This is a genomic window from Kitasatospora purpeofusca (assembly GCF_036010405.1).
Classification (GTDB): domain Bacteria; phylum Actinomycetota; class Actinomycetes; order Streptomycetales; family Streptomycetaceae; genus Kitasatospora; species Kitasatospora purpeofusca.
Genome location: NZ_CP108561.1, coordinates 4,132,323 through 4,158,813 on the forward strand (window position 1 = coordinate 4,132,323; position 26,491 = coordinate 4,158,813).

The 26,491-nt window shown below is 74.1% G+C and carries 18 protein-coding genes; 5 read left to right on the forward strand and 13 right to left on the reverse strand.

Annotated features, from left to right (window positions below; genetic code table 11):
• The first annotated feature begins 65 nt into the window (after positions 1 to 65).
• Together OG715_RS18170 and OG715_RS18175 are read left to right on the forward strand one after the other, a co-directional pair.
• Complete coding sequence (locus OG715_RS18170; protein WP_266269841.1) at positions 66 to 3,641, forward strand: bifunctional glycosyltransferase/CDP-glycerol:glycerophosphate glycerophosphotransferase; 3,576 nt, start codon at positions 66 to 68, stop codon at positions 3,639 to 3,641.
• A gap of 201 nt (positions 3,642 to 3,842) precedes the next feature.
• Positions 3,843 to 6,410, forward strand: coding sequence for a CDP-glycerol glycerophosphotransferase family protein (locus OG715_RS18175; protein ID WP_266269842.1), 2,568 nt, complete (start codon positions 3,843 to 3,845; stop codon positions 6,408 to 6,410).
• On the opposite strand, the gene OG715_RS18180 is transcribed toward OG715_RS18175, so the two are convergent.
• From OG715_RS18180 to OG715_RS18205, 6 genes are all read right to left on the reverse strand, one after another.
• On the reverse strand, positions 6,395 to 6,949 hold the full coding sequence (locus OG715_RS18180) for a 2'-5' RNA ligase family protein (protein ID WP_266269843.1): 555 nt from the start codon (positions 6,947 to 6,949) through the stop codon (positions 6,395 to 6,397). The two genes, OG715_RS18175 and OG715_RS18180, sit on opposite strands and share 16 nt — an antisense overlap.
• Entirely contained in the window at positions 6,946 to 7,986 is a 1,041-nt protein-coding gene (gene trpS, locus OG715_RS18185; RefSeq protein ID WP_266269844.1) for a tryptophan--tRNA ligase, read from the reverse strand. The genes OG715_RS18180 and trpS overlap by 4 nt, the downstream gene beginning before the upstream one ends.
• A 30-nt stretch (positions 7,987 to 8,016) precedes the next feature.
• A complete protein-coding gene (locus OG715_RS18190; protein ID WP_266269845.1) occupies positions 8,017 to 9,342 on the reverse strand; it encodes a hemolysin family protein in 1,326 nt (441 codons plus the stop codon).
• Between the two features lie 79 nt (positions 9,343 to 9,421).
• Positions 9,422 to 10,414 (reverse strand): malate dehydrogenase, encoded by a 993-nt coding sequence (locus tag OG715_RS18195; RefSeq protein WP_266269847.1) that lies wholly within the window; start codon positions 10,412 to 10,414, stop codon positions 9,422 to 9,424.
• Positions 10,415 to 10,617: 203 nt separating this feature from the next.
• Complete coding sequence (locus OG715_RS18200) at positions 10,618 to 11,037, reverse strand: DUF3017 domain-containing protein (RefSeq protein ID WP_053643287.1); 420 nt, start codon at positions 11,035 to 11,037, stop codon at positions 10,618 to 10,620.
• Between the two features lie 74 nt (positions 11,038 to 11,111).
• Positions 11,112 to 11,966, reverse strand: a complete 855-nt coding sequence (locus tag OG715_RS18205) for a bifunctional methylenetetrahydrofolate dehydrogenase/methenyltetrahydrofolate cyclohydrolase (RefSeq protein ID WP_266269848.1) — start codon at positions 11,964 to 11,966, stop codon at positions 11,112 to 11,114.
• A 527-nt stretch (positions 11,967 to 12,493) separates the two neighbouring features.
• On the opposite strand from OG715_RS18205, the gene OG715_RS18210 reads away from it, so the two are divergent.
• A complete protein-coding gene (locus OG715_RS18210; protein ID WP_266269849.1) occupies positions 12,494 to 13,237 on the forward strand; it encodes an RDD family protein in 744 nt (247 codons plus the stop codon).
• Positions 13,238 to 13,353: 116 nt separating this feature from the next.
• Here the strand turns inward: OG715_RS18210 and purH are convergent, their stop codons facing one another.
• Positions 13,354 to 14,934: a bifunctional phosphoribosylaminoimidazolecarboxamide formyltransferase/IMP cyclohydrolase gene (gene purH / locus OG715_RS18215; protein ID WP_266269850.1), complete on the reverse strand. Its 1,581-nt coding sequence runs from the start codon at positions 14,932 to 14,934 to the stop codon at positions 13,354 to 13,356.
• Positions 14,931 to 15,590 carry a phosphoribosylglycinamide formyltransferase gene (purN, locus tag OG715_RS18220; protein ID WP_266269851.1) on the reverse strand — a complete coding sequence of 220 codons (660 nt, stop codon included), beginning with the start codon at positions 15,588 to 15,590 and terminating at the stop codon, positions 14,931 to 14,933. The genes purH and purN overlap by 4 nt, the downstream gene beginning before the upstream one ends.
• Positions 15,591 to 15,955: 365 nt before the next feature.
• On the opposite strand from purN, the gene OG715_RS18225 reads away from it, so the two are divergent.
• Positions 15,956 to 16,615 (forward strand): hypothetical protein, encoded by a 660-nt coding sequence (locus tag OG715_RS18225; protein WP_266269852.1) that lies wholly within the window; start codon positions 15,956 to 15,958, stop codon positions 16,613 to 16,615.
• Positions 16,616 to 16,621: 6 nt separating this feature from the next.
• On the opposite strand, the gene OG715_RS18230 is transcribed toward OG715_RS18225, so the two are convergent.
• Positions 16,622 to 18,097: a cell division protein PerM gene (locus OG715_RS18230; protein WP_266269853.1), complete on the reverse strand. Its 1,476-nt coding sequence runs from the start codon at positions 18,095 to 18,097 to the stop codon at positions 16,622 to 16,624.
• A 135-nt stretch (positions 18,098 to 18,232) separates the two neighbouring features.
• On the opposite strand from OG715_RS18230, the gene OG715_RS18235 reads away from it, so the two are divergent.
• Positions 18,233 to 20,308, forward strand: coding sequence for a LuxR C-terminal-related transcriptional regulator (locus OG715_RS18235; RefSeq protein WP_266269854.1), 2,076 nt, complete (start codon positions 18,233 to 18,235; stop codon positions 20,306 to 20,308).
• Positions 20,309 to 20,425: 117 nt separating this feature from the next.
• Here OG715_RS18235 and sucD read toward each other — a convergent pair whose 3' ends face one another.
• From sucD to OG715_RS18255, 4 genes are all read right to left on the reverse strand, one after another.
• Positions 20,426 to 21,310, reverse strand: coding sequence for a succinate--CoA ligase subunit alpha (gene sucD / locus OG715_RS18240; RefSeq protein ID WP_266269855.1), 885 nt, complete (start codon positions 21,308 to 21,310; stop codon positions 20,426 to 20,428).
• Positions 21,311 to 21,329: 19 nt separating this feature from the next.
• A complete protein-coding gene (gene sucC / locus OG715_RS18245) occupies positions 21,330 to 22,502 on the reverse strand; it encodes an ADP-forming succinate--CoA ligase subunit beta (protein WP_266269856.1) in 1,173 nt (390 codons plus the stop codon).
• A 365-nt stretch (positions 22,503 to 22,867) separates the two neighbouring features.
• A complete protein-coding gene (locus OG715_RS18250) occupies positions 22,868 to 24,058 on the reverse strand; it encodes a VWA domain-containing protein (RefSeq protein ID WP_266269857.1) in 1,191 nt (396 codons plus the stop codon).
• Between the two features lie 53 nt (positions 24,059 to 24,111).
• Entirely contained in the window at positions 24,112 to 26,448 is a 2,337-nt protein-coding gene (locus tag OG715_RS18255; protein ID WP_266269858.1) for a DUF5682 family protein, read from the reverse strand.
• Positions 26,449 to 26,491: the final 43 nt, after the last annotated feature.

A 26,491-nucleotide genomic window follows, 5' to 3' on the forward strand; every position in this document is an offset into this window, starting at 1 on the left:
AATCAAAGTGCGGTCAGACCCCGAGGGGGCTGCCACGCTCCTTCCCAGAAAGGCCTGCGTAGCCGATGGCTCCCCGCCTCTCCATCGTCGTCCCGATCTACAACGTCGAGCGCTACCTCGTGGAGTGCCTCGATTCGATCGCCGCCCAGACCTTCACGGACTTCGAGTGCGTGATGGTCGACGACGGTTCGAAGGACGACAGTGCCGCCCTCGCCGAGGCGTACGCCGCCAAGGACTCCCGGTTCCGGCTGGTCCGGCAGGTCAACAAGGGCCTCGGCGCGGCCCGCAACACCGGCATCCGGCACATCGACCCGGACGCCGAGTTCCTGTGCTTCGTCGACAGCGACGACTCTATGCCGCCCAGTGCGTACGAGCTGATGATCAACACCCTGGACGAGACCGGCTCGGACTTCGCCACCGGCAACGTGCTGCGCTTCCGCGCGATCGGCTACTACCAGTCCGGTGGCCACAGCCGCCCGTTCGCCAAGACCGTGCTCAAGACGCACATCACCGAGATCCCCTCGCTGGTCACCGACCGCACCGCGTGGAACAAGGTGTACCGCCGCTCCTTCTTCGACGCGGCCGGGATCATCTACCCCGAGGGCATCCTGTACGAGGACGCCCCGGTCAGCGTGCCGCACCACTACCTCGCCAAGAGCGTGGACGTGCTCTCCGAGCCGATCTACCACTGGCGCGAGCGCGAGGTCGGCGAGATGTCGATCACTCAGATGCGCACCAACCCCAAGGGCCTGGTCGACCGGGTCGCCTCGGTCGAGCTGGTCCGCGCCTGGCTGCGGAAGCAGACCGAGCCGCGCTTCGCCGAGTACCTGAAGACCTACGACGAGAACACCCTCGTCGAAGAGATCCCGATGTTCTTCTGGTCCGTCGTGGACGGCGACAAGGAGTACCGGGACGCGTACATCACCAGCGTCAGCCGGCTGCTGCGGGCGATCGGCCCCGAGCAGGTCAAGAAGCTGCGCGCGCCGCTGCGGCTGAAGTACCACCTGACCCTCCAGGGCCGGATCGACGAGTTCGTCGAGCAGATCAAGTACGAGGGCGAGAGCAACGGCGGTGTCGTCGCCAAGGGCCTGCTGCGCCCGTACGCCGACTACCCGTTCCTGCGCGGCGGCCGCAAGAGCGTGCCGGCCGGCCTGCTCAGCCTGCGCAACTCCACCGTCATCCGCAGCCGGCTCTACGACGCGCGCTGGGAGGCCGGCCGGCTGCGGCTGACCGGCCACGCGTACCCGGAGCAGCTGGGCGCGGCCAACAAGCACGACATGGTGCGCACCCTGGTGCTGCGCGAGGCCAAGGGCCGCCGGGTCATCGCCGTGCCGATGAAGACCCAGTACAGCCCCGAGGCCACCGCCACCAACCACCACGACCTCTACAACTGCGACTGGGCCGGCTTCTCCGTCGCGCTCGACCCGGAGAAGCTCAAGCACCGCGGCCAGTGGAAGGACGGCAACTGGCGCGTCCTGGTCGCCGGTGCCGGCAAGGGCGGCGTCTACAAGGGCCGGATCTGGGCCGGCTGGGCGGACACCGCGCTCTACCAGCCCTCGCACTGGGTCGAGCCGGACGTGCGGATCGTCCCGTTCGTCCGCGACGGCAGCGTCTACCTGCGGGTCGAGAACGCCAAGGTCCGGGTGACCGGGCTGGCCGCGAACGGCGACACGGTCGAGGTGTCCGGCGCCGCCCGCTCCGGCGTCCGGCTGGCCGGCGCCCGGCTGCGGATGACCCACGTGGAGTCCGAGCGCGAGCTGACCTTCCCCGTGACCGTCGGGACTCCGGTCGGCAGCCTCCAGCAGTTCCACGCCGCCGTGCCGATCGCCGAGCTGACCGAGGTCCGGGAGTCCTGGGCCGAGCTGGACCCGATCGCCGTGGAGCGTGCCCGCGACCGCTGGGACACCACCCTGGAGCTGGCCGACGGCACCACCGCCCCGCTCGTCTGGGACGACCGGAACGCGCCGGAGCAGCTCAACCTGGTGCTGAACCCCGACGCCGCGCCCGAGGAGCGGCGCGCCCTCTACTCCAAGCCCTCCCCCGGCGGCTACCTGCAGTTCCTGGACCAGCTGCTGCAGCCGATCGTGCACGAGGTGACCGCGCGCGGCGCGGACGGCTACCTGCTCAGCGGCACCTTCCCGCTGCCCGGCACCCACCGCTGGGAGCTGGTCGTGCGCCACCACTGGGGCGAGGAGCAGCACGTCTACCCGGTGGAGATCGCGGACGGCCGGTTCCGGACCGCGCTGCCGGCCGTGCCGACCGCCTCCTTCGCGGGCAACGTGCCGCTGGCCCAGGGCGGCTGGAACGTCTCGTTCCGCCCGGTCGGCGCCGTCTTCCACCCGGACATGGCCTCGTACGTGCTGATCGCGCCCGAGTGCTGGAACACGCTGCCGCTGGAGGTGGAGGCCCGCGGCAAGCGGATCGTGCTGGAGCGCCGCCACCACGACGGCCTGCAGCTGGAGTCCGAGAACATACTGCTTCCGGAGGAGCGCAGCGGCTGGCGCCAGCGCAAGCTGCGGACGGCCGACTACCCGGCCGCCCGCCGGCTGCCGCTGCGCGACACGGTGCTCTACAACGTCGCGCTCGGCGGCCTCTACTCGGACTCGCCGCGGGCGATCCACGAGGAGCTGGTGCGCCGCGACCTGCCGCTGCAGCACCTGTGGGGCACCGACGACCTGCAGGCGGACCTGCCGCAGTCGGCGGGCTCGGTCCGGCTCTGGAGCCCGGAGTGGTTCGAGACCCTGGCCACCGCGAAGTACATCGTCACCAGCGCGCACCTGCCGGACTTCTTCGTCCGCCGGCCCGGCCAGATCGTGCTGCAGACCTGGCACGGCTCGCCGCTGAAGCAGATCGGCCACGACTTCGAGAAGGTCTGGTTCACCGACGCGCACTACCTGAAGGGCCTCGCCAAGGAGGTTCCGAACTGGAGCCTGCTGCTGGCCGGCAGCACCTGGTCCGCCCCGGTGCTGCGCCGCGCCTTCGACTTCAAGGGCGAGATCCTGGAGAGCGGCCTGCCCCGCAACGACGTGTTCTTCGCCGCCGACAAGGAGAAGACCGCCGAGCGGGTGCGCGAGCGGCTCGGCCTGCCCGAGGGCAAGAAGGTCGTGCTGTACGCGCCGACCTGGCGCGAGGACCGGCGCCGCCACTACGGCGGCTACCAGCTGCACCTCCAGCTGGACCTGGAGGCGGCGCAGGCCGCGCTGGGCGACGACCAGGTGCTGCTGGTCCGCCGGCACGCCAACGTCCGCGAGCAGATCCCGGCCGCGGGCAACGGCTACGTCTGGGACGTCAGCAGCTACCCGGACCTGGGCGAGCTGATGCTGGCCGCCGACGTGCTGGTGACCGACTACACGGCGGCGACCTTCGACTTCGCCGTGACCGGGAAGCCGATCCTGTTCTTCACCTACGACCTGGCGCACTACCGCGACAACCTGCGCGGTTTCTCGCTGGACTTCGAGGCGGACGCGCCCGGCCCGCTGCTGGCCACGTCCGAGGAGCTGGTGGCCGCGCTCGGCCGGGTGGACGAGGTCACCGCCGAGTACGCCGGGAAGTACGCGGCGTTCCGTGACAAGTACTGCGACCTGGACGACGGCCACGCCGCCGCCCGGGCGGTGGACGCCATGCTGAGCCGCGAGGCCTGACCGGGAATTCCCGCCCGGTGGAGGGCGCCCGACGCACATTCCGCGTCGGGCGCCTTTCGCATTCTCCGCCCCCGCATTTCCAGTATTTCGAACTGGAGTTTCCCGAACGAACTCGCCAGCTAATTCACAGTCAATTCTCAAATTGACCTCGCATACTTTTCCCGCTGAGATGGAAATTCTCGCCGAGAAAGGTCCGTGGAAATGGCTGTCCTCACCCGGTTCGTCCTCCCGCACGCCGCCCCCCGGTTCGGCGACCCGCGGTTCGGCACCCCGCCGGCGGGCGAGCAGGAGCACGCCGCCTTCGGACTGCTGCGCGCCCGCTGGACCTCCCGCGGCCTGGAGCTCACCGGCTTCGCCCGCCCCGACGACCGGTCCACCGCCCGCCCCGGCTCGGCCTGGACCTGGCTGACCCTGCGCCCCGGCGACGACGGCCCGCCCCTCCACCTCCCCACCAGGCCCCGCCGGCTCCCCGAGATCACCGACGACAGCGCCCGGCCCGAGCACAACCACGACTGGGCCGGCTTCACCGCCCTGGTCGAGCCGCGCCGGCTGCGCACCGCCGACGGCTGGCTGATCGGCGACTGGACCGTCGAGGCCACCCTGTTCACCCTCGCCCGCCCTACCCGGCTGCGCCGCCAGTACGGCGGCCTCGCCCCGCACTGGTGCGGCTCCGGCGAATACCCGCCCGCCCGCTGGGTCGACCACGACGTGCGGCTCCAGCCGCACTTCGCCGACGGCCGGCTCGCCGTGCGGCTCGAACGCCCCGCCGTCCGGCTCACCCGGGCCGTCCCCGGCCCCGACGGGATCGACCTGCACCTCACCGCCGCCGATCCGCTCCCGGACCGGACCGCGTTCCGGCTCCGACACCGCGAGAGCGGCACCGTCCTGATCCGGCCCGCCACCGGCACCGGACGGACCCGCGGCGTCCGCCTGCCGTACGCGCCGTTCACCGCCGACAGGCGCGGCACCGGCGAACTGGAGCACTGGGACGCCGCGCTGGTCCACCCCGACGGCACCGCCGAGCCGCTCGTCCTGGACGAGCGCGGCGGGCCGGTCTCCGGCCAGCACCCGCTGCCCGGGGCCGAGGACCGGGCCCTGCACCTCAAGCACCTCGCCGACGGCCGGCTCCAGCTCTGCGTCCGGCCCGCCGCCGGCTGGGTCGAACGGCTCACCGCCCGGGCCGGCGGCTTCGAACTCACCGGCCACTGCGCCGCCGACGGCCCGCTGGAGCTCGTCCTGCGGCACAACGGCACCGGCGGCGAGGTCCGCCACCCGGTCCGGACCGGCCCCGGCCGACGGTTCACCGTCCGGCTGCCCGCCACCCGCACCGGCTCCGACGGCACCGCGCTTCCCCTGCGCAAGGGCCTGTGGGAAGCCACCCTGGAACCCGTCGGCCGGCCGGGACCGGCCCGACCGCTGACCGCCTCGCCCGCCGTCCTGGCGGCGCTGCCCGCCGCCACCCTGGCCGGCGGCAAACGGATCCTGCTGGAGCGCCGCTGGCACGACACCCTGCTGCTGGACTCCACCCCCGTGCTCACCGCCGCCGAACGCAGCGCCTGGACCCAGGCCCGCCAGCGCACCGCCGGCTACCCGGCCGCCTGCCGCGAACCGCTGCGCGAGGCCGTGCTCTACGACGTGTTCGGCGGCCGGGGCTACGCCGACTCACCGCGCGCCGTGCACACCGAACTCGCCCGCCGGGGCGCGCCGCTGGAGCACCTGTGGGTGGTCGACGACGCCCAGGCCGAGCTGCCGCCCGGGGTCCGCGCCGTCCGGGTCTGGAGCCCCGAGTGGTACCGGGCGCTCGCCACCAGCCGCTACCTCGTCGGCAATACCCACTTCCCGGACTTCCTGCGCCGGCGCCCCGGCCAGGTCGTCGTGCAGACCTGGCACGGCGCCCTGCTCAAGCGGATCGCCCACGACGTCGACAACCCCTGGCTCGCCGACCGCGGCTACCTCGCGGCCCTCGACCGGGAGACCCCGCACTGGAGCCTGCTGCTCTCCCCCAGCCCCTTCGCCACCCCGATCCTGCGCCGGGCCTTCCGCTACCGGGGCGAGATCCTGGAGTCCGGCTACCCGCGCAACGACGTGCTGGCCCGCCCCGACCCGCGCCGGGCGGACGCCGTCCGGCGCCGGCTGGGGATCCCGGCGGGCCGCCGGGTGGTGCTCTACGCGCCGACCTGGCGGGAGGACCGGCCGCGCCCGGACGGTGACGGCTTCCGGCTCGACCTGCGGCTCGACCTCGACCGGGCCCGGCAGGCCCTCGGCGGGGACCACGTGCTGCTGCTGCGTCCGCACGCGCACGTCCGCGAGCCGCTGACCGGCACCGGGGACGGCTTCGCGATCGACTGCGCCGACTACCCGGACGTCCAGGAACTGCTGCTGATCGCCGACGTGCTGGTGACGGACTACTCGTCGATCCTGTTCGACTTCGCGGTCACCGGCCGGCCGGTGCTGTTCTTCACCTACGACCTGGCGCACTACCGGGACGGCCTGCGCGGCTTCGCCTTCGACTTCGAGGCCCAGGCCCCGGGGCCGCTGCTCGACGACTCGGCCGGCCTGGTCACGGCACTGCGCGCGCTCGCGGACGGCAGCGACGGAGACGGAGACGACGGCGGTGACGGCGGTGACGGACTGCCGGCCGGGTACGCCGAGCGGTACCGGCGCTTCCGGGACACCCACTGCGTGCTGGACGACGGCGCCGCGGCCCGCCGGGTGGTCGACCGGATGCTGGAGCTCGGCGGCCGCCCCGGGGGTCAGCAGAAGGTGTAGGACCGCCAGGGCCGCCAGACCTCGTCGAGGTCGAAGCGGGAGAGGCTGAACCCGGGGACCGGGAACGCCGCGTGGAAGGACCGGGCCTGCTCCTGGGCCCGGTCGAGCACGTGCTCCTCCAGACCGTGCGCCACCGTCACGTGCGGGTGGTACGGGAAGGCCAGCTCCCTGGCCAGCGGGCCGGAGCGGACGTCCGCCTCCAGCAGCCGGCACTCCCGCTCGCCCTCCTCCACCCGGACGAAGACCACCGGGGAGACCGGGCGGAAGCTGCCGCCGCCGCGCAGCACCATCCGGAACGGCCGGTGCGCGGCGGCCACCGCCGCCAGGTGCTCCTCGATCTTCGGCAGTGCCTCGGCCGGCACCTCGGTGGGCGGCAGCAGGGTGACGTGCGTGGGTATCGACCGGGCCAGCGGATCGCCGTGCCCGGCCCGCGCGTCCTGGATCGCCGTGCCGTACGGATCCGGGACAGTGACGGACACGCCGATGGTCAGGAACTCGGGGAGCTCCTGACCACCGGGCAGGCTCGTCAGCGGAGTCACCGCGCGGAGGCCGGGAGGAAGCCGATCCGGTCGTACACCGTGGCCAGCGTCTCGGACGCCACCGCGCGGGCCTTCTCGGCACCCACCGCGAGGGCGCGGTCCAGCTCGGCCGGGTCGTCCAGGAAGGTCCTGGTGCGCTCCTGGAAGGGCAGCACCCACTCGGTGAAGAGCTCGGCCAGCTCGGTCTTCAGGGCGCCGTACATCTTGCCCTCGAAGTGCGCGACCAGCTGCTCGACCGACTGCCCGCTGAGCGCCGAGTGGATCCGCAGCAGGTTGGAGACGCCGGCCTTCTCCTTCTCGTCGTAGCTGACGACGGTGCCGGTGTCGGTGACGGCGCTCTTGATCTTCTTCGCGCTGGCCTTCGCCTCGTCCAGCAGGCTGACCAGGCCCTTGGGGGAGGACGCGGACTTGCTCATCTTCACGGCCGGGTCCTGGAGGTCCTGGATCTTCGCCGTCTCCTTGAGGATGTACGGCTTCGGGACCGTGAAGGTCGGGCTGTAGCGGGAGTTGAAGCGCTCCGCGAGGTCGCGGGTGATCTCCACGTGCTGGCGCTGGTCCTCGCCGACCGGGACGGCGTCCGCCTGGTAGAGCAGGATGTCCGCGATCTGCAGGATCGGGTAGGTGAACAGGCCGACGGTGGTGCTGTCGGCGCCGTACCGGGAGGACTTGTCCTTGAACTGGGTCATCCGGGAGGCCTCGCCGAAGCCGGTGAGGCAGTTCATCACCCAGGCGAGCTGCGCGTGCTCGGGCACGTGCGACTGGACGAAGAGGGTGCAGTGCTCCGGGTCGAGACCGGCGCCGAGCAGCTGCGCGGCGGAGATCCGGGTGTTCTGGCGCAGCGTCGCCGGATCCTGCGGCACGGTGATCGCGTGCAGGTCGACGACCATGTAGAAGGCGTCGTTCTCCTTCTGCAGGTCGACCCACTGGCGCACCGCGCCCAGGTAGTTACCGAGGTGGAAGGACCCGGAGGTGGGCTGGATGCCCGAGAGCACCCGGGGACGGTCCTTGACCGGACCAGTGACCGCTGCGTTGACCATGCGGGCCATTGTTCCAGTTCCACCGACCGGTCAGGAAACCTCCTGCCCCGGCGGTTCCGCCAGTGTGACCGCACTCACCCTCACCCGGGCGATCCGCCGGCCCTCCAGTTTGGCCACCGTCAGCAGCACCTCCTCGCCGGGACCGGCCGGGATCCGCACCCGGTCGCCGTCGGCGGGCAGCCGGCCGAGCGCGGCGACCAGGCAGCCGGCCACCGTCTCGTACGGGCCCTCGGGCAGGGTGACGCCGGTCTCCTCGACGAAGTCGGCCAGGTTGAGCAGGCCGTCGAGCTCCACTCCGCCGCCGGCCAGCCGCCGGGTCGGGGAGGACTCCGGGGTGTCGTACTCGTCCCTGATCTCCCCGATCACCTCCTCGACCAGGTCCTCCAGGGTGACGATGCCGGCGGTGCCGCCGTACTCGTCGACCACGATCGCCAGGTGGTGGCCCTCCCGGCGCATCTCCCCCATCGCCGCCAGCACCCGCTTGGTGCCGGGCAGCAGCTTGATCGGGCGGGCCAGGTCGCGGACCTTGGCGGCCCGTTCGCCGCGCGCGCCGTACAGGTCGCGGACGTGGACGAAGCCGGTCACCGCGTCGTAGCTGCCCTCGACCACCGGGTAGCGGGAGTGCGGCGAGGACTCCGCCTGGGCGCGCACCTCGGCGAGCGGGCGCTCGGCGTCCAGGAAGGTCACCTCGGTGCGCGGGACCATCACCTCGCGCAGCTGCCGCTCCCCCGCGGCGAACACATCGGCGATCAGCGTCCGCTCGTCGTTCCCGAGTTCGGTGTTGGCGGCGACCAGGCCGCGGAGCTCCTCCGAGCTCATCGAACCCCGGCCGGCGGCCGGGTCGCCGCCGAACAGCCGGACCATCAGGTCGGTGGAGCGGCCGAGCAGCCAGATCGCCGGGCGCAGCACCACCGACATGACGTCGACCACCGGCGCCGCCAGCACGGCGATGGAGTCGGCCCGCTGGAGGCCGATCCGCTTCGGGGTGAGCTCGCCGAGCACCAGCGAGACGTAGCTGATCACCAGGGTCAGTCCGACCAGGGCGGTGGCGTCGGCGACGCCCTCGGACAGCCCGGCCCGGACGAACAGCGGGGCCACCTTGCCGGCCAGGGTGTCGGCGCCGAACGCGGCGGAGAGGAAGCCCATGCAGGTCACGCCGACCTGGACGGCCGCCAGGAAGCGGTTCGGATCGGCGGCGAGGTGCGCGGCCCGGGCCGCCCGCCGGGTGCCGCGTGCCTCCAGCGTCCGGATCTGTCCCTCGCGCAGCGAGATCAGCGAGATCTCGGCGACGTTGAACAGACCGCCCAGGACGATGAAGACGAGGACGAGCGCGGCGTCCTCGATGGTTTCGTTCACAGCGGGTCAGTGTAGGACGACGGCCCGCCGCCCCCGCGGAACGGGGACGACGGGCCGTCGTGGAGGCGTCGGGGCCGGCTCAGATGAGGCCGAGCTCCTGGACCGCGTCGCGCTCCTCGGTCAGCTCCTGGACCGAGGCGGCGATGCGGCCGCGCGAGAAGTCGGAGATCTCCAGGCCCTGGACGATCGAGAACTCGCCGTCCTTGGTGGTGACCGGGAAGGAGGAGATCAGGCCGGCCGGGACGCCGTAGGAGCCGTCGGAGACGACACCCATCGAGGTCCAGTCGCCCTCGGCGGTGCCGTTGACCCAGGTGTACACATGGTCGATGGCGGCGTTGGCGGCCGAGGCGGCCGAGGAGGCGCCGCGGGCCTCGATGATGGCGGCGCCGCGCTTGGCGACGGTCGGGACGAAGTCGTTCTCCAGCCAGGCCTGGTCGCTGCCGATGGCCTCGAAGGCCGGCTTGCCGGCGATCTCGGCCTGGAAGATGTCCGGGTACTGGGTGGCGGAGTGGTTGCCCCAGATGGTGACGCGCTTGATGTCCGAGACCAGGGCGCCGGTCTTCAGCGAGAGCTGGCCGACGGCGCGGTTGTGGTCCAGACGGGTCATCGCGGTGAAGCGCTCGGCCGGGACGTCCGGGGCGTTGCGCTGGGCGATCAGGGCGTTGGTGTTGGCCGGGTTGCCGACCACCAGGACCTTGATGTCGTCCGCGGCGTGGTCGTTGATGGCCTTGCCCTGCGGGCCGAAGATGCCACCGTTGGCCTGCAGCAGGTCGCCGCGCTCCATGCCGGCGGTGCGCGGACGGGCGCCGACCAGCAGCGCCACGTTGGCGCCGTCGAAGGCCTCGGCCGGCTTGTCGGTGATGGTGATGTCGCGCAGCAGCGGGAAGGCGCAGTCCACGAGCTCCATCGCGGTGCCCTCGGCGGCCTTGAGGCCCTGCGGGATCTCCAGGAGGCGCAGGTTCACCGGGACGTCGGCGCCGAGCAGGTGGCCCGAGGCGATGCGGAAGAGCAGCGCGTAGCCGATCTGCCCGGCCGCTCCGGTGATGGTGACATTGACGGGGGTGCGGGTCATTTCTACCTTCTCCAGCAAATCGCCAGGTGCCCCAGGCACGTCGGCGCTCTGGAGCCGAGGACGGTCTCTCGACATCGAGAGAACCGGCGTCAGGGTATCGCAAAGGGAAGCGTACGCCTCGGTCGCGGTCGTGACTGCTCGGTCACAGACGATGACGGCCCCCCGCCCGGGCGTCGGGCGGGGGGGCCGTCGGCCGGTCCCGGTCAGCGGCGCGGACGGCCGATCAGCTGGCCGATGTTGTCCAGCAGCGGGAACTCCAACCACGGGTTGGGCTGGGCCATCAGGGTCAGCAGCACGATCGACAGGCCCAGGAACGTCAGCACGATCACATCGGTGAAGCGGCTGCGCACCGCGAGCATGCCGACCTCCGGCAGCACCAGCCGGAGCAGCGCGCCGAGCAGCACACCGCCGCCGACGATCAGCAGCCCGTACTTGAAGCCGTCCTGGAAGTCGGCGAACCAGGTGACCGCGAGACCGGCGGCGACCACCAGCAGGACCACCGTTATCGGCCACTGCCGGACCGGCAGCGCGTGGTCGCGCCCGAGCGCGGCCGCCGAGCCCTCGGGGGGCAGAGTGCCGGTGGTCTTCACCGGCCTGCGCCTGGTCCGGCGCGGTTCGCTCATGGCTTCCCGTCCTTCGGGATCGTCGATCGGATGGGTCGGGGCCGGGCGTGGCCCCGGCGGGTCGGGCGCGGCGGTCAGACGCCGGCGCGGCGCTCGGCCGCCACCACGATGTTGTTGAGCAGCATGGCGCGGGTCATCGGGCCGACGCCGCCGGGGTTCGGGGAGATCCAGCCGGCCACCTCGGCCACGTTGGGGTGCACGTCGCCGACGATCCTGCCCTCGCTGCGGCTGACGCCGACGTCCAGCACGGCCGCGCCGGGCTTGACGTCCTCCGGCTTGACCAGGTGCGGCACACCGGCGGCGGCGACGATGATGTCCGCCTGGCGCAGGTGGTGGGCGAGGTCGCGGGTGCCGGTGTGGCAGAGGGTGACGGTGGCGTTCTCGCTGCGGCGGGTGAGCAGCAGGCCGATAGAGCGGCCGACGGTCACGCCCCGGCCGACCACGACCACCTCGGCGCCGTCGATCGGCACGCCGTGGCGGCGCAGCAGCTCGACCATGCCGAGCGGGGTGCAGGGCAGCGGGCCCTCGATGCCCAGGGCGAGGCGGCCGAGCGAGGTCGGGTGCAGGCCGTCGGCGTCCTTGTCCGGGTCCATCAGCTCCAGGACCGGGTTCGGGTCGAGGCCCTTGGGCAGCGGCAGCTGGACGATGTAGCCGGTGCAGGTCGGGTCGGCGTTGAGCTCCCGGACGACGTTCTCGACGTCCTCCTGGGAGGCGGTGGCGGGCAGCTCGCGCTGGATCGAGGCGATGCCGATCTCCGCGCAGTCCTTGTGCTTGCCGTTGACGTACCAGCGGCTGCCCGGGTCGTCGCCGACCAGGACGGTGCCGAGGCCGGGGGTGATGCCCTTGGCCTTGAGGGCCGCCACGCGGGTGGCGAGTTCGGACTTGATCGCGGCCGCGGTCGCCTTGCCGTCGAGAATCTGCGCAGTCATGACCCCATTCTCCCGGATCGGGGCGGGCATCCGTGCCACCGGTCCCGGGCTCCGGACGGAGGCCGGGCGGGGGCCGCAGGGGCGGTCCGGGCGGCGGTCCGGACGGATGCGGAACGTTCGGCTCTTATTGCGGTTGCGCCACAGTCCGGCCCGAGGTGCGGACGCGGCTGGACACGGTACTGCCGTCCGGTCGACGATGAGCAGGCATTCCCCGCCGAATCCGGCCCGGTGACGGGCCGACGGACAGACCCGGCGGGGCGTACATCGGGGGAAGAACGAAGTGAGCCGACCAGACCGCACCGCGCCGACGACCGACCGCCGACGCGGGTTGCCGCGCGCCACCGGGCCGTCACGGCTTCCGTTCGCACGCTTCCCACGGCCCTGAGCGGGCGCGCGCACCGGTCGGCCCACGCCCCCGGTGTCAGTGTGCTCCGCTAACGTCCCGTCCGACCGGCTACCCGTCCAGCCGGCCCGTTCCGGGGCCTCCGCTGTCCCGTCCCCACTTGTCCCAATGCCCGGAGGCATCGATGAGCTACCCGCCCGACCCCAACAACCCGTACAACCAGCCCCAGCAGCCCCAGCAGCCCGGCTACGGCTACCCGCAGCAGGCTCCGCCGGCCGCCGGCTACGGCTACCCGCAGCAGCCCCCGCAGCAGCCGGGCTACGGCGTTCCGCAGCAGCAGGCCTACGGGTACGCGCCGGCGCCGGGGACCCTCCAGGCGAACAACGGCTACATCAACATCGCCCAGCTCGGCACCGTCAAGCTGGCGACCATGGGCCAGCGCTTCCTGGCCCGGCTGATCGACGGCCTGGCCGTCGGCGCGATCATCGCCCTGGTCATGGCCCTCGGCCTGGCCGGCACGCTCGGCATCGTCAAGGACACCGACGACTGCACGAGCTACACCTACGGCAGCTCGGCCTACAGCAACTGCCTCCAGCAGCAGACCGACGCCGCCAGCGGCATCGTCGCCACCATGATGATCATGATCGGCGTGCTGGCCGTGTTCAACCTGCTCTACGAGTGGCTGCTGGTCTCCTTCGCCGGCGCCACCCTGGGCAAGATGGCCATGGGCCTGCGCGTGGTCAAGGAGAGCACCGGTCAGAACCCGGGTCTGGGCGGCGGCTTCATCCGCTTCATCATCCCGATCGTCGGCGCGATCCTCTGCTACATCGGCGCGCTGCTGGTCTACCTGTCGCCGTTCTTCGACAACTCCGGGAAGCTGCAGGGCTGGCACGACCGTGCCGCCGGCACCCTGGTGATCAAGAAGTAACGCGCTACCCCGTACGACGGAACGGCCCGGCCCCCTCGGTGGAGGGAGCCGGGCCGTTCCGTCGTTCCGTGCTGTTCAGCGACGTACCGTGCGGCGCCGCGCCGCCGGCGGACGCGTCAGTGGAAGAAGTGGCGGGTGCCGGTGAAGTACATGGTCACCCCGGCCTCGGTGGCGGCCGCGACCACCTCTTCGTCCCGGATCGAGCCGCCGGGCTGGACGATCGCCCGCACGCCGGCCGCGATCAGGATCGCCGCGCCGTCCGCGAACGGGAAGAAGGCGTCGGAGGCCGCGTACGAGCCCTTGGCCCGCTCGCCGGCCCGCTCCACCGCGAGCTTGCAGGAGTCGACGCGGTTGACCTGGCCCATGCCGACGCCCACCGAGGCACCGTCCTTGGCCAGCAGGATCGCGTTGGACTTGACGGCCCGGCAGGCCCGCCAGGCGAACGCCAGCTCGGCCAGCTCGGCCGGGGACAGCGCCTCGCCGGAGGCCAGGGTCCAGGTCGCCGGGTCGTCGCCCTCGGCGTGCATCCGGTCGGCATCCTGGAGCAGCACGCCGCCGGAGACCGGGCGCAGCTCCTGGCGGTTGGCCGGGGCCTCGGGGGCGAGCAGCACCCGCAGGTTCTTCTTGCGGGCCAGCACCTCGACGGCGCCGTCCTCGTAACCGGGGGCCACCACGACCTCGGTGAAGATCGGGGCGATCTGCTCGGCCAGCGCCACCGTGACCGGGCGGTTGACCGCGATCACGCCGCCGTACGCGGACGCCGGGTCGCACTCGTGCGCCTTGCGGTGCGCCTCGGCGACGTCCGCGCCGGTCCCGATGCCGCACGGGTTGGCGTGCTTGATGATCGCGACGGCCGGCTCGGCGTGGTCGTAGGCGGCGCGGCGGGCGGCGTCGGTGTCGACGTAGTTGTTGTACGACATCTCCTTGCCGTGCAGCTGACGCGCGCCGGCCAGGCCACCGCTGCCGTCGGTGTACAGCGCGGCGCCCTGGTGCGGGTTCTCGCCGTAGCGCAGCACGTTCTGGCGCTCGAAGGCCGAGCCCAGGAAGGCCGGGAACGCGTCCTCGGTCTCCGTGTAGCCGGACTCCTCGAACCAGTTGGCCACCGCGACGTCGTAGGCGGCGGTGTGGGAGAAGGCCTGGGCGGCCAGCCGCTTGCGGGTCAGCAGGTCGAAGCCGCCGCCGCGGACGGCCGTCAGCACGTCCTGGTAGCGGGCCGGGTCGACCACGACGGCCACCGAGGGGTGGTTCTTGGCGGCGGCGCGGACCATGCTCGGGCCGCCGATGTCGATCTGCTCGACGCACTCGTCGGGGGTGGCGCCGGAGGCGACGGTCGCCTTGAACGGGTAGAGGTTCACCACGACCAGGTCGAAGGGCTCGACGCCCAGCTCGGCCAGCTGCGCGCGGTGCGACTCCAGCCGCAGGTCGGCGAGGACGCCGGCGTGCACGCGGGGGTGCAGGGTCTTCACGCGCCCGTCCAGGCACTCCGGGAAGCCGGTCAGCTCGGAGACCTCGGTCACCGGGACGCCCGCGGCGGCGATCCGGCCGGCGGTCGAGCCGGTGGAGACGATGGCGACCCCGGCGGCGTGCAGGCCCTGGGCCAGCTCCTCCAGACCGGTCTTGTCGTACACGCTGATCAGCGCGCGGCGGATCGGCCGGACGTTCTCGGAGACAGGGGGCGTGGTGGGAGCGGCGCTCATGCCGGAATCCATACCTTTCGGTCCTCGATGCGGTGACCCTCGCGGGCCAGCCGGCCCACGACGTCGACGAGCAGCTTGCGCTCGACAGTCTTGATGCGTTCGTGCAGCGCCTCGCCGCCATCTGCGTGGTCGGCGTCGTGGACCTCCACGACGCCCTGCGCGATGATCGGCCCGGTGTCGACGCCGGCGTCGACCAGGTGGACGGTGCAACCGGTGACCCTCACCCCGTACGCCAGCGCGTCGGTGACGCCGTGGGCGCCGGGGAAGGAGGGCAGCAGCGCGGGGTGGGTGTTGACGATCCGTCCGGCGAAGGCCTCGATGAACCCCGGGCCGAGGATCTTCATGAACCCGGCCGTGACGACCAGGTCGGGCTCGTACCCGGCGACGGAGGCGGTCAGCGCGCGGTCCCAGTCCGCCCGGTCCCCGTGGTCCTTCACCCGGTGCACGAAGACCGGCAGACCGGCCCGCTCGGCGCGCTCCAGCCCGGCGATGCCGTCCCGGTCCGCGCCCACTGCGAGGATCTCCGCCCCGTACGCGGGGTCGGCGACGGCGTCGACCAGCGCCTGGAGGTTGGTGCCGGAGCCGGAGACCAGCACCACCAGACGGGCCGGTCCGGGCGTGCGGGGCGGGAAGAGCTGAGCGGGGGCGGCGGCCACTGCGCGATTCTCCGTAGGTCGGGCGCCGCCCGCTGGTACATCCACCGGCGGTGGGGCCACTACGAACGGCAGGTCGAGCGAGGAGGAACTCCAGGAGAACCCGCCGCGACGCGGGCCCCGGGGAACCCGTGGGAGCTGCTGACCGTCACCACCATAACGGCTGGTCGGACGGCCTCCGAAACACCGCCCGGGGCTACGCGCGTAGCTGAGACCGGGATCTCGCCGGCCGTCCGGAGCCGGGACCGGGCCCCGGCGGACCGCCGACTCCCGGGCCGCCGGACGTGCCCGGACCCCCCACTCGGGCCCGCGGGAACATAGGGTGGCGCGGGCACCCGCCCCACCGACCGAGAAGGAATGGCCGAACCATGAGCAGCGGTGACGACACCGGCGAGCGCAACCCCTTCGCGCCGCCGCCGGCGGATGCCCCCGAGCAGCCGTGGCGCCCGCGCGCTCCCCACCCCACCGGCGACCCCGACCGGCCCGAGGGCCAGGACGGCGACCAGGACGACCGTCCGGTCGTCCCGCCGCCCCACCCGTGGAGCCCCGGCCACCAGGGCGGCGGCTGGCACCCCCGCCCGCCCGCGCCGCAGCCGCCCCGGCTGGACCCGAGCGACCCCGCCCAGCGCAAGGCCCGCAACGCCGCGCTGGCCGGCATGGCCGCGCTGGTCTGCGCGTTCGCCGCGCTGCACTACGTCGCCCTGTTCGTCGGCGCGCTCGCCATCGTCTGGGGCGTCTCCGCGATGCGCGCCCCGCGGCCCTCCGCCGCCGACGGCGGCACCCCGGCGTCCGCCGCCACCGGCACCGGCCCCGGCACCGGCGCGCAGAACCCGCTCACCCCGGCCGCGCTGGCGGGCATCCTCACCGGCGCGATGACGGTGGTCTTCGTCTCCTCCGTCCTCGGCCTCGCGCTGTACTACAACGACTACGTGACCTGCGTGCAGGACTCGCTGACCTCCAGCGGTGCCGACGGCTGCGACCGGCTCGCTCCGCAGTGGTACGTGGACATCACCACGAAGAGCGACTGAGCCGGGTCACCGCGCCGGGCCCCCGGGAGCGCCGGGGGCGTCGGGGGCGTCGGTGGCGTCCGTGGCATCCGGAGCCTTCGGGGCACCGGGGGCTCCCGCCAGGCGGGTGACCACGCTGTACGCGCGAGCGCGCAGCAGGAGTGCGCCCCGGCGGGCGGTCACGGCGAGCGCCCCCGGGACGAGCAGGACGCCGGACCGCCACGATCGGTCCGGGCCGCCCGCCGCGACCCGCAGCGCCCGGGACCGCGCCAGCACCGCCACCGGGGCGGACACCACCGCGACCCAGCCCGCCGCCACCGGCGCCGTCCACCACGGCACCGGCCCCAGCTCCGCCATCCGGCCCGCCCCCAGCGCCCCGCCGGCGAGCCACCCCAGCCCCGCCGCGGCACCGCCGACCAGCAGCCCGGACGCCAGCGCCGCCACCACCGTCGCCGCCACCGGCCACGGGGCACCCGGCCGCACCGGCCCGGACGCCCGCCCGCCGGCCACCGAGGCCGCCCGGCCCAGCAGCAGCCCCGGCACCACACCCGCCAGCGCGGGCAGCGCGCACACCGCCAGCCGCCAGCCGCCCGCCCCCGACTCCGGGAGCAGGGCGAACAGCGGAAACTCCGGCACCGGGCCCAGCGCCGTCCGCACCGGCGACACCACCGTCCCCGCGCCCACCGCGAACCCCGGCCCGAGCGCGTACGCCGCGCCCCACAGCACCGTGTTCGGCAGCAGCACCAGGGTCAGCAGCAGCACCCCGGCCACCGCCGCCGGCCCACCCGCGAACGCCGCCGACCCGGCGCCCCCGCCCACCGCGGTCAGCACCGCCGCCACCGCGACCACCAGCCCGCCGGCCGCCAGCAGCCCCGCCCCGGCCGCCAGCGCGGCCACCCGGACCACCGGCGCGCCGCCGGTCGGCCGAACCCGCTCCGGCAATCCGGCCAGGGCCCGTTCCAGGATCTCCGCCCCGACCGGGGCCGCCCCCGGCCGCCGCGCACCGGCCGCCACCGCCGCCCCGGCCACCAGGGCGACCATGGAGAGGTCGGCCACCACCCGGGCCCGGAACTCCCCCGCCCCCGCGCACTGCGCCACCACCGCGCACGCCACCGCGCAGTAGCCCGCCCAGACCGCCGGGACCCCGCCCCGGCCCACCGGCCGTCCCACGCCGCGCGCCGCCACCCGGCCCGCCGCCCGGTACAACTGGCCCACCGCCAGCAGCCCGAGCCCCAGCGGCGCGACCGAGAGCGGCACCCCGGCCGGCCCGCGCAGCACCGGCGCACCGTGCCCCAGCAGCCACAACGCGGACGCCAGCCGCAGCGCCCCGGCCGCGCCGTCGTCCGCGAACGGGGTCACCACCCAGAGCCCGAGCACCGGAACGGTGACCACCGACAGCCCGAGCAGGGCCGTCCGGACCCCGGCGAGCAGGGCGGAGAGGACGGGCCTGGCCCCCAGTTCGCCCGGCGCTTCCAGAATCGGACGACCCGTCAGCTGCGTCATGGGCCTCATCGTGCCAAGACGACTCGCCATGCTCCGTGAAGAGGCAAACGGCCGGGGTGTCCCAGATTATTGGCTTATGCGCATTTTCAGACCATGCCCTCTCACCGCCGCGACCGATCCGGCCCGGAGCGTCTGATGACCAAGCCCCCGACCGCCGCCCGCACCGGCCCCCAGCCCGCACCTCCCGCCGCACCCGCCGCCGCGTCCCCCCCGCCGAACCGCGGCGGGAAGGGTCGCCCCGGCAAGCGCAAGGGCGGCCGGGACCGGACCGGCACCACCACCGGGACGGCCGGGGCCGCGCAGAACGGCGGAGGGAGGCCGGGCGCGGACGCGGCGGCACTGCTCCGCCGACTGACGGCCCGTGAGGCCGAGGCCTTCGCCCACCTCGCGGCCGGCCGGGACCTCGCCGAGACCGCCACCGCACTGGGCGTCACGCCCACCACGGCCCGCAGCTACCAGCACCGCGCCCTGCGCAAGCTGGGCACCCGCACGCAGGCCGAGATCGCCGCCCTCGCGGCGCTGCTGCCGGCGCCGCCGGGGGCGGGCGCGGGGGCCGCGTCGGTTCCGGCGTCGGACTCGGCTCCGGCCTCGGCTCCGGCTTCGGCTTCGGCTGGGGCTGGGGCCGGGGCTGCGGATCCGGCGTCAGCTGCGGCCGCGGCGAAAGCCGGTGCGGGTGGCGACGGCCGCCGACCGGCCGCGCCCGGGGACGCCCCGGGCCTGAAGGCCGTCCGGTCCCGACCGGCAGCCGCCGCGCCGACGGCCGGGCCCGCGCGCACCGGCCCGGCCGCGGCCCGGCCCGCTGCGGCCGGCACGCCCGTGACGCCCGTCCCGGGTCCGAAGCCCGCACGGACCCGGCCGGACGCGGTCGGCGCGGCCGAGGCCACCGCCGCACAGCCGCCCGGCACCGCATCCGCGTCCGCGCCCACGCGGCCGACGAGAACGGGCAGGGGTCCCGAGCCCCGGGCGACAGGCGTGACGGCCGAGTCCGGAACCCGGTCCGCACCCGCACCGGCCGCCGACAGGACCGCGACCGGCCCCACCCCCGCCACCGCCGGACGCCCGGGCCGGACGGACCGGGGCACCGAAGCCCGCCCGACGGGCAAGGCGGCCGAGACCGAGGCCCGGTCCGGGCCAGCACCGGCCCCCGCCGCCGGACGCCCGCCGGCGGTGTTCGAGGAGGTGTACGAGGCGGGGCACACCCGGCTGGTGCAGCAGGTGTTCCTGCTCACCGCGTGCAAGCACCGGGCGGTGCACTGCGTCGGACGGGCGTTCGGCGAGGCGCGGCGGCACTGGCCGGAGCCGGCCGCCGGGGCCGGGCCCGAGCAGTGGGTGCGGATGCGGGCGTTCGAACTGGCGCTGTCCCCCTGGCACCGGGGCGGACCCCGGCGGGCGCACGCGTGGCGGTTGCCGCACCGGCGGATCAAGGTGCGGCCGGCGGACGAGGCCCAGGCGGTACTGCCGGACCACGACCGCCTCACCGACCGGGACCGGGCCCTGCTCAAGGCGCTGCGCCGGCTCTCCCGCCCGCAGCGCCGGGCGCTGGTGCTGCACGACGGCCTGGGGCTGCCGGCCGACGCCGTGGCGGTGGAGGTGGAGTCCACGGTCGCGGCCGCCCAGGGGCGGGTGTGGGCGGCGCGGGCGGCGCTGGCGCAGTGGGTCCCGGACCTGGTGGGGCCGGATCCGACGGCGGACGGGTTCGCGGACCGGCTGTCCGGGCTGCTGCACCGGGCCGCGGTGCGCGGGGTGCCGGAGCCGCACCGGCCCCCGGTGCCGTTGCTGCGGGCCCGGCAGGGGCTGGTGCACGTGAGCCGGACGGGAGCGGCGGCCCTGCTGACGGTGGCCGTCGGCGGCGCGGTGGCGGCGACGCTGGCGGGTGGCGGGCCGGGCGAGCTGTTCCGGCCGTCGGACCCGCCGCCGCCGGTGCTCTGCGCGCCGGTGCCGACACTCGCGACCGAGCCCGATGCCCTGCTGCCGCTGCTCCAGGCAGGGGCGCCGTCCGGGATCCACAGCCTCTGGTGCTCGCCGACGCCGGGGCTGGAGCCGGTCGTCGTGGATCCGCCGCCGCCCCGCACGGACGGGCCGTACCGGCCGCCGGCGGGCGGGCGGGCCGGGGTGGCACTGCCGCCGCCGGCGGCGGTGGCCCCGGAGCCGCCCGGCTGCGCGTCCTGGGTGCTGCGCCCCTGCCCGGCGGAGCACCTGCAACCGCGTTGACCCCTGCATCGGAGCGGCACGGGAGCAGGCTCCGAGCAGCTCCGGGCGGCTCCGGGAACGACAGCGCCCCCGCACCGGCGAGGCCGGTACGGGGGCGCTGTGCGCGAGCGGGGGGCGTCAGCCCTTGTACAGCTCACGGGCCAGGCGGGCGGTCTCGGACGGCGTCTTGCCGACCTTGACACCGGCGGCCTCGAGGGCCTCCTTCTTGGCCTGGGCGGTGCCCGAGGAGCCGGAGACGATGGCGCCGGCGTGGCCCATGGTCTTGCCCTCCGGGGCGGTGAAGCCCGCGACGTAGCCGACGACCGGCTTGGTGACGTGCTCGGCGATGTAGGCCGCGGCACGCTCCTCGGCGTCGCCGCCGATCTCACCGATCATGACGATGAGCTCGGTCTCCGGGTCCTCCTGGAACGCCTTGAGGGCGTCGATGTGGGTGGTGCCGATGACCGGGTCACCGCCGATGCCCACGGCCGAGGAGAAGCCGATGTCCCGCAGCTCGTACATGAGCTGGTAGGTCAGGGTGCCGGACTTCGAGACCAGGCCGATCTTGCCGGCCTTGGTGATGTCGGCCGGGATGATGCCGGCGTTCGACTGTCCGGGGCTGATCAGGCCCGGGCAGTTCGGGCCGATGATCCGGGTCTTGTTGCCCTTCGAGCCGGCGTAGGCCCAGAAGGCGGCGGTGTCGTGCACCGGGACGCCCTCGGTGATGACGACGGCCAGGCCGATCTCGGCGTCGATGGCCTCGACGACGGCGTCCTTGGTGAACTTCGGCGGCACGAAGATGACGGTGACATCGGCACCGGTCTTCTCGATGGCCTCGGCGACGGTGCCGAAGACGGGCACCTCGGTGCCGTCGACGTCAACGGTGGTACCGGCCTTGCGCGGGTTGACACCGCCGACGATCTGGGTGCCGGAGGCGAGCATGCGGCGGGTGTGCTTCATGCCCTCGGAGCCGGTCATGCCCTGGACGATGACCTTGCTGTCCTTGGTAAGGAAGATAGCCATGGTGTGAAAGTCCCCTTCCTTACTTGTTGGCCAGCTCGGCGGCGCGGTCGGCCGCACCGTCCATGGTGTCCACCTGCTCGACGAGCGGGTGGTTGGCGTCGGTCAGGATCTGCCGGCCGAGCTCGGCGTTGTTGCCGTCGAGACGGACGACCAGCGGCTTGGTGACCGCCTCGCCCTTCTCCTCGAGCAGCGCGAGGGCCTGCACGATGCCGTTGGCGACCGCGTCACAGGCGGTGATGCCGCCGAAGACGTTGACGAAGACCGACTTGACGTCGGGGTCGCCCAGGATGATCTCCAGGCCGTTCGCCATGACCTCGGCGGAGGCGCCGCCACCGATGTCGAGGAAGTTGGCGGGCTTGACGTTGCCGTGCTTCTCACCGGCGTACGCGACCACGTCGAGGGTGCTCATGACGAGACCCGCGCCGTTGCCGATGATGCCGACGGCACCGTCGAGCTTGACGTAGTTGAGGCCCTTGGCCTTGGCGGCGGCCTCCAGCGGGTTGGCCGCGGCCTTGTCCTCGAGCGCCTCGTGCTCGGGCTGGCGGAACTCGGCGTTCTCGTCCAGGGAGACCTTGCCGTCGAGCGCGATGATCTTGCCCTCGCCGGACTTGATCAGCGGGTTGACCTCGACGAGGAGGGCGTCCTCCTTGATGAAGACGGTCCACAGCTTCTGCAGGACGTCGGCGACCTGGTCGGCGACCTCGGCCGGGAACTTCGCCGCGGCGACGATCTCGGCGGCCTTCTCCGGGGTGCAGCCCTCGTTGGCGTCGACCGGGATCTTGGCGAGCGCGTCGGGGTTCTCCTCGGCGACGACCTCGATCTCCACGCCGCCCTCGACGCTGGCCATGGCCAGGAAGGTGCGGTTGGTGCGGTCCAGCAGGAACGAGACGTAGTACTCGTCCTTGATGTCCGCGGTCTGGGCCAGCATCACCTTGTGCACGGTGTGGCCCTTGATGTCCATGCCGAGGATCTGCTCGGCCTTGGCGACAGCGTCGGCCGGGTCGGCGGCCAGCTTCACGCCGCCGGCCTTGCCTCGGCCTCCCACCTTCACCTGAGCCTTGACGACGGCGCGGCCGCCGAAGCGCTCGGCGATGGCGCGAGCCGCTTCGGGGGTCTCGATGACATCGCCGTCAAGCACGGGAACACCGTGCTTGGCGAAGATGTCCCTCGCCTGGTACTCGAACAGGTCCACGTGTTTGTCCTTGTTCGTGGTCGCGGATTGTGTCTCTACGAGCGTGCCACGGCAGGATCTTCGCTGCGGGTCGTCGAGGCGGTGCGGGTACGCAGAGGTACGGCCTTGCGGCCCACACAGCCACGGGCGCACACGTCAATTCACACGCGCGTCACGTCCGTCTGGCAGGTTATCCCCGCCGGACGGGCCTGTTTCGCCCGGGGCCTGCCAGTCTTTGGTGAGAACCGTCACAGAAAGCCCGGAGGGCGTGCGCCCGGCGCTCGGACCGGCGGGTTTGCTCGTCCACGCCCCATGTTCCCCCGTACGAGTGAGGGCGGCGCGCGCCGGGGGGACATCTCCGGTCACAGCCGCCGTCCGACGGCTTTTCACACCCCCTGGTCCGGGACCGGGATCGGGCGCTTCCCGATCGCCGCCGCCATGATCTCCGGGAAGGCGTCGGGGGTGCAGGCGAAGGCCGGGACGCCGAGGGCGGCCAGCGCGGCGGCGTGCGCGTGGTCGTAGGCCGGCGCGCCCTCGTCGGAGAGCGCCAGCAGGGCGATGAACTGGACCCCCGCCGCCTTCATCGCGGCCACCCGCTTGAGCATCCCGTCCCGGATCCCGCCCTCGTAGAGGTCACTGATCAGGACGACGACCGTCTCGGCCGGCCGGGTGATCCGGGACTGGCAGTAGGCCAGCGCCCGGTTGATGTCGGTGCCGCCGCCGAGCTGGGTCGCGAAGAGCACGTCGACCGGGTCGGCCAGCTGCTCGGTGAGGTCGACCACCGAGGTGTCGAAGACCACCAGCCGGGTGTCCAGGCTCTTCATCGAGGCGAGCACGGCGCCGAACACCGCCGCGTGCACGACGGACGCGGCCATCGAGCCGGACTGGTCGATGCAGAGGACGACGTCCTTCTTCACCGCACGCCCGGCCCGGGCGTAGCCGACCAGCCGCTCGGGGACGACGGTGCGGTGCTCGGGCAGGTAGTTCGCCAGATTGGCCCGGACGGTGCGGTCCCAGTCGATGTCGCGGTGGCGCGGGCGGCCGACCCGGGCGCTGCGGTCCAGCGCGCCGCCGACGGTGGCCCTGGTCCGGTCGGCCAGCCTGCGCTCCAGCTCGGCGACCACCGTGCCGACGACCGCGCGGGCGGTCTCCCGGGTGGTCTCGGGCAGCGCGTGCTTGAGCGAGAGCAGGGTGGCGACCAGGTGGACGTCCGGCTCGACGGCCTCCAGCATCTCCCGTTCCAGCAGCAGCTGCTCCAGCCCGAGCCGGGTGATCGCGTCCTGCTGCATCAACTGGACGACGGTGGCCGGGAAGTACTCGCGGATGTCGCCCAGCCAGCGGGCCACCTGCGGGGCCGAGCCGCCCAGGCTGGCGGAGCGGCGCCCGGAGCGCGGCTGCCCGGCCCGGCCCTCCTCGGGGGCGCCCCGGTAGAGCGCGGCGAGCGCGCCGTCCATCGCGGCGTCCCGGCCGTGCAGGGCTCGGCCGGTGCCGTCGGCCTCACCGCCGAGGACCAGCCGCCAGCGGCGCAGCCGCTCGTCGGCGGGGGTGGTGGGGGGCAGGGGGGTGCCGGCGGCCATCGGGGGCTCCTCTGGTTGCGGTCTGCGGGACGGGAGGGGGCGGCCGGTGGCCGTCAGGTGTCGCGACCCCCGGCCTGCCGGGGGATCCTCGGGCGGTCGGCCCCGACAGCGACTGCGGGGGCGGCGGCCCCGGCCGCAGCGCCGGCCGGCAGGCCGAGCAGCAGGGCGACCACCGGCAGCGCCGCGTCGGCCCGGGCCACGTCCACCTCGGCGGCCTCCGCCGCCGGTTCGGCGCCGCCGGAGTCGAGCGGACCGGCCGCTACCCGGCTGCCGACGGTGTGTCTGACCCCGGCCTCCAGAGTGGCGAAGGTGCGGCGCAGCAGCGGCAGCAGATCGGTGAAGACCTCCGCCGGGACGCCGGTCAGCCAGGCGTCCAGCAGGCCCAGCAGCCGGGGGTCGTGCAGCAGCAGCGTGCCGCCGCCGGACAGGAAGCCCTCGATCCACCCGGCCGCGTCCGCAGGGCTGTTGGCGGTGGAGAGCACCAGGCCGAGCCGCCGCCCGGCCTCCGCCGGGTCGAGCCGGCCGTCGTCCAGCAGCAGCCGGACGGCCCGCCCGCGCAGCAGCCCGGGCACTCCGGTGGCCGGTCCGCCGGAGGGCTCGCGCCGGGCGAGCGCCCGCAGCGTGCCGGCCCAGCGGTCGGCGAGGCCGTCGCCCCCGGCCAGCAGGCCGATCGCGCCGTGCACCTCGTCGAGGTGGGTGCGCATCGCGGCGGCGCCGGCCGCGTCCAGGCCGGTGCAGGCGGGCGGCAGGCCGACCCGGATCCGGTCGGCGAGCCCGGCGGCGACCTCGCCGAGGGCGCCGTGGTCGGTGCCCCGGACGTCGCCGTAGCGCAGCGCGCGAACCAGCGCGGGCAGGGCGCGGGCCAGGTCGGCGACATCGGTGTCCAGCGCGGCGAGGTCGGCGAGCACCCGCATCACGGCGGGCAGCGCCTCGGCCAGGTCGGCCACCAGGCAGGTCTCCACCAGTCCGGTGAGCTCGGCGAGTTCGGCCGCCGCCCGGGCGGTGCCGACGGCCTTGCCGACCGCCGCCCGCTCGACCGTGGTGCCCCACTGGGCGGCCTCGGCGATCCGGACGGCGAACTCGGGCTGCCAGCACAGCCGCCAACTCTCCCGGAAGGTGCCGGTGGAGGCGACCTGGGAGCGGACCGGCACGCCCCAGTCGACGCCCAGCAGCCGCAGCCGGTGCAGCAGCCGGGAGCGGGCCGCGTCGGTCTCCTTGCGCAGGTCGAGGTCGAGGTCGCGCGGCTCGGGCGCGGGCTTGAGCCGCAGGGTGCGCTGGAGCCGGGCCAGGTCGCGCTGGAGCGGGACGGCGGGCGCGTCCTCGGGCACCGAGCCGAGCGCGTCGCCGATCACCAACCGGTCCCGGACCAGTGCGAGGGCGACGTCCGAGCCCTCGCACATCACCGCTCGGACGGCGTCCAGCGTCTCGGTCAGCCCGGCCAGCGGGCGGCCGCGCAGCCCCGCGAGGGCGCGGGCCAGCCGGACCGCTTCGATGACGTGCGCGGAGGAGACCGGGTGGTCCTCGGCGCGGAGCAGACCGGCGGCCCGGGTGAGCCAGCCGGGCAGCGGGTCACCGTCCGTCCGGTGCAGGTGGTGGTACCAGCCCGGGGAGACGATCCCGGCGCCGTAGCCGGCCAGTTGGGAGAGCCTGCGGTGCGTCCAGGGCACCCAGGTGACCTCGGTCCGCACCTTCTTCGGCAGCCCCGCGAGCAGCGCCCGGTCCTGGGCGACGGTCGGCGACTCCGCCAGCGCGGGGACGTGGAAGGCCCCGCAGACCACCGCGATCCGGCGGTGGCCGGCCCGGCGGGCGGCGCGGATCCGGCCGCGCATGTACGCCTCGCGCTGCCGGTCGCGCAGGCTCGCGCCGCCGTCCTCGCGCAGCACCGCCATCGCCTCGGCGACGGCCGCGAACGGCGCGAGCGCGTCCTCGCCGTCGGCGGGGCGGCGGTGCTCGACGACGTCCTCCCACCAGCGTTCGGGGTCGTCGTGGCCGGCCGCCTCGGCGAGCCGGGCGATCGGGTCGCGCGGCAGGGCGGCGTCCTCCTCCTCGGCGCCGCCGTCCCCGCCCTCGGCGAAGGAGTGCCCGGCCGGCAGGTCGATGAACTGGAGCGGCACACCTCGGTCGACGGCGTAGCGGATCGCCACCCACTCCGGCGAGAACTCGGCGTAGGGCCAGAACGCGGCCCGGGCCGGGTCGTCGGCCGCGTGGGCCAGCAGGGCGACCGGCGGCACCATGTCCTCCGCGGCGGCCAGCCCGAGGATCGGCTCGGCCTCCGGCGGCCCCTCCACCAGGACCGCGTCCGGCCGCAGCCGCTCCAGCGCGGCCGCCACCGCGCGGGCCGAGCCCGGCCCGTGGTGCCGTACGCCCAGCAGCGTCACCTCTGCGCTCATCGCGCCCTCCCCCCTGTCGTCGGCGATTCCTGCGTTCGTGCGT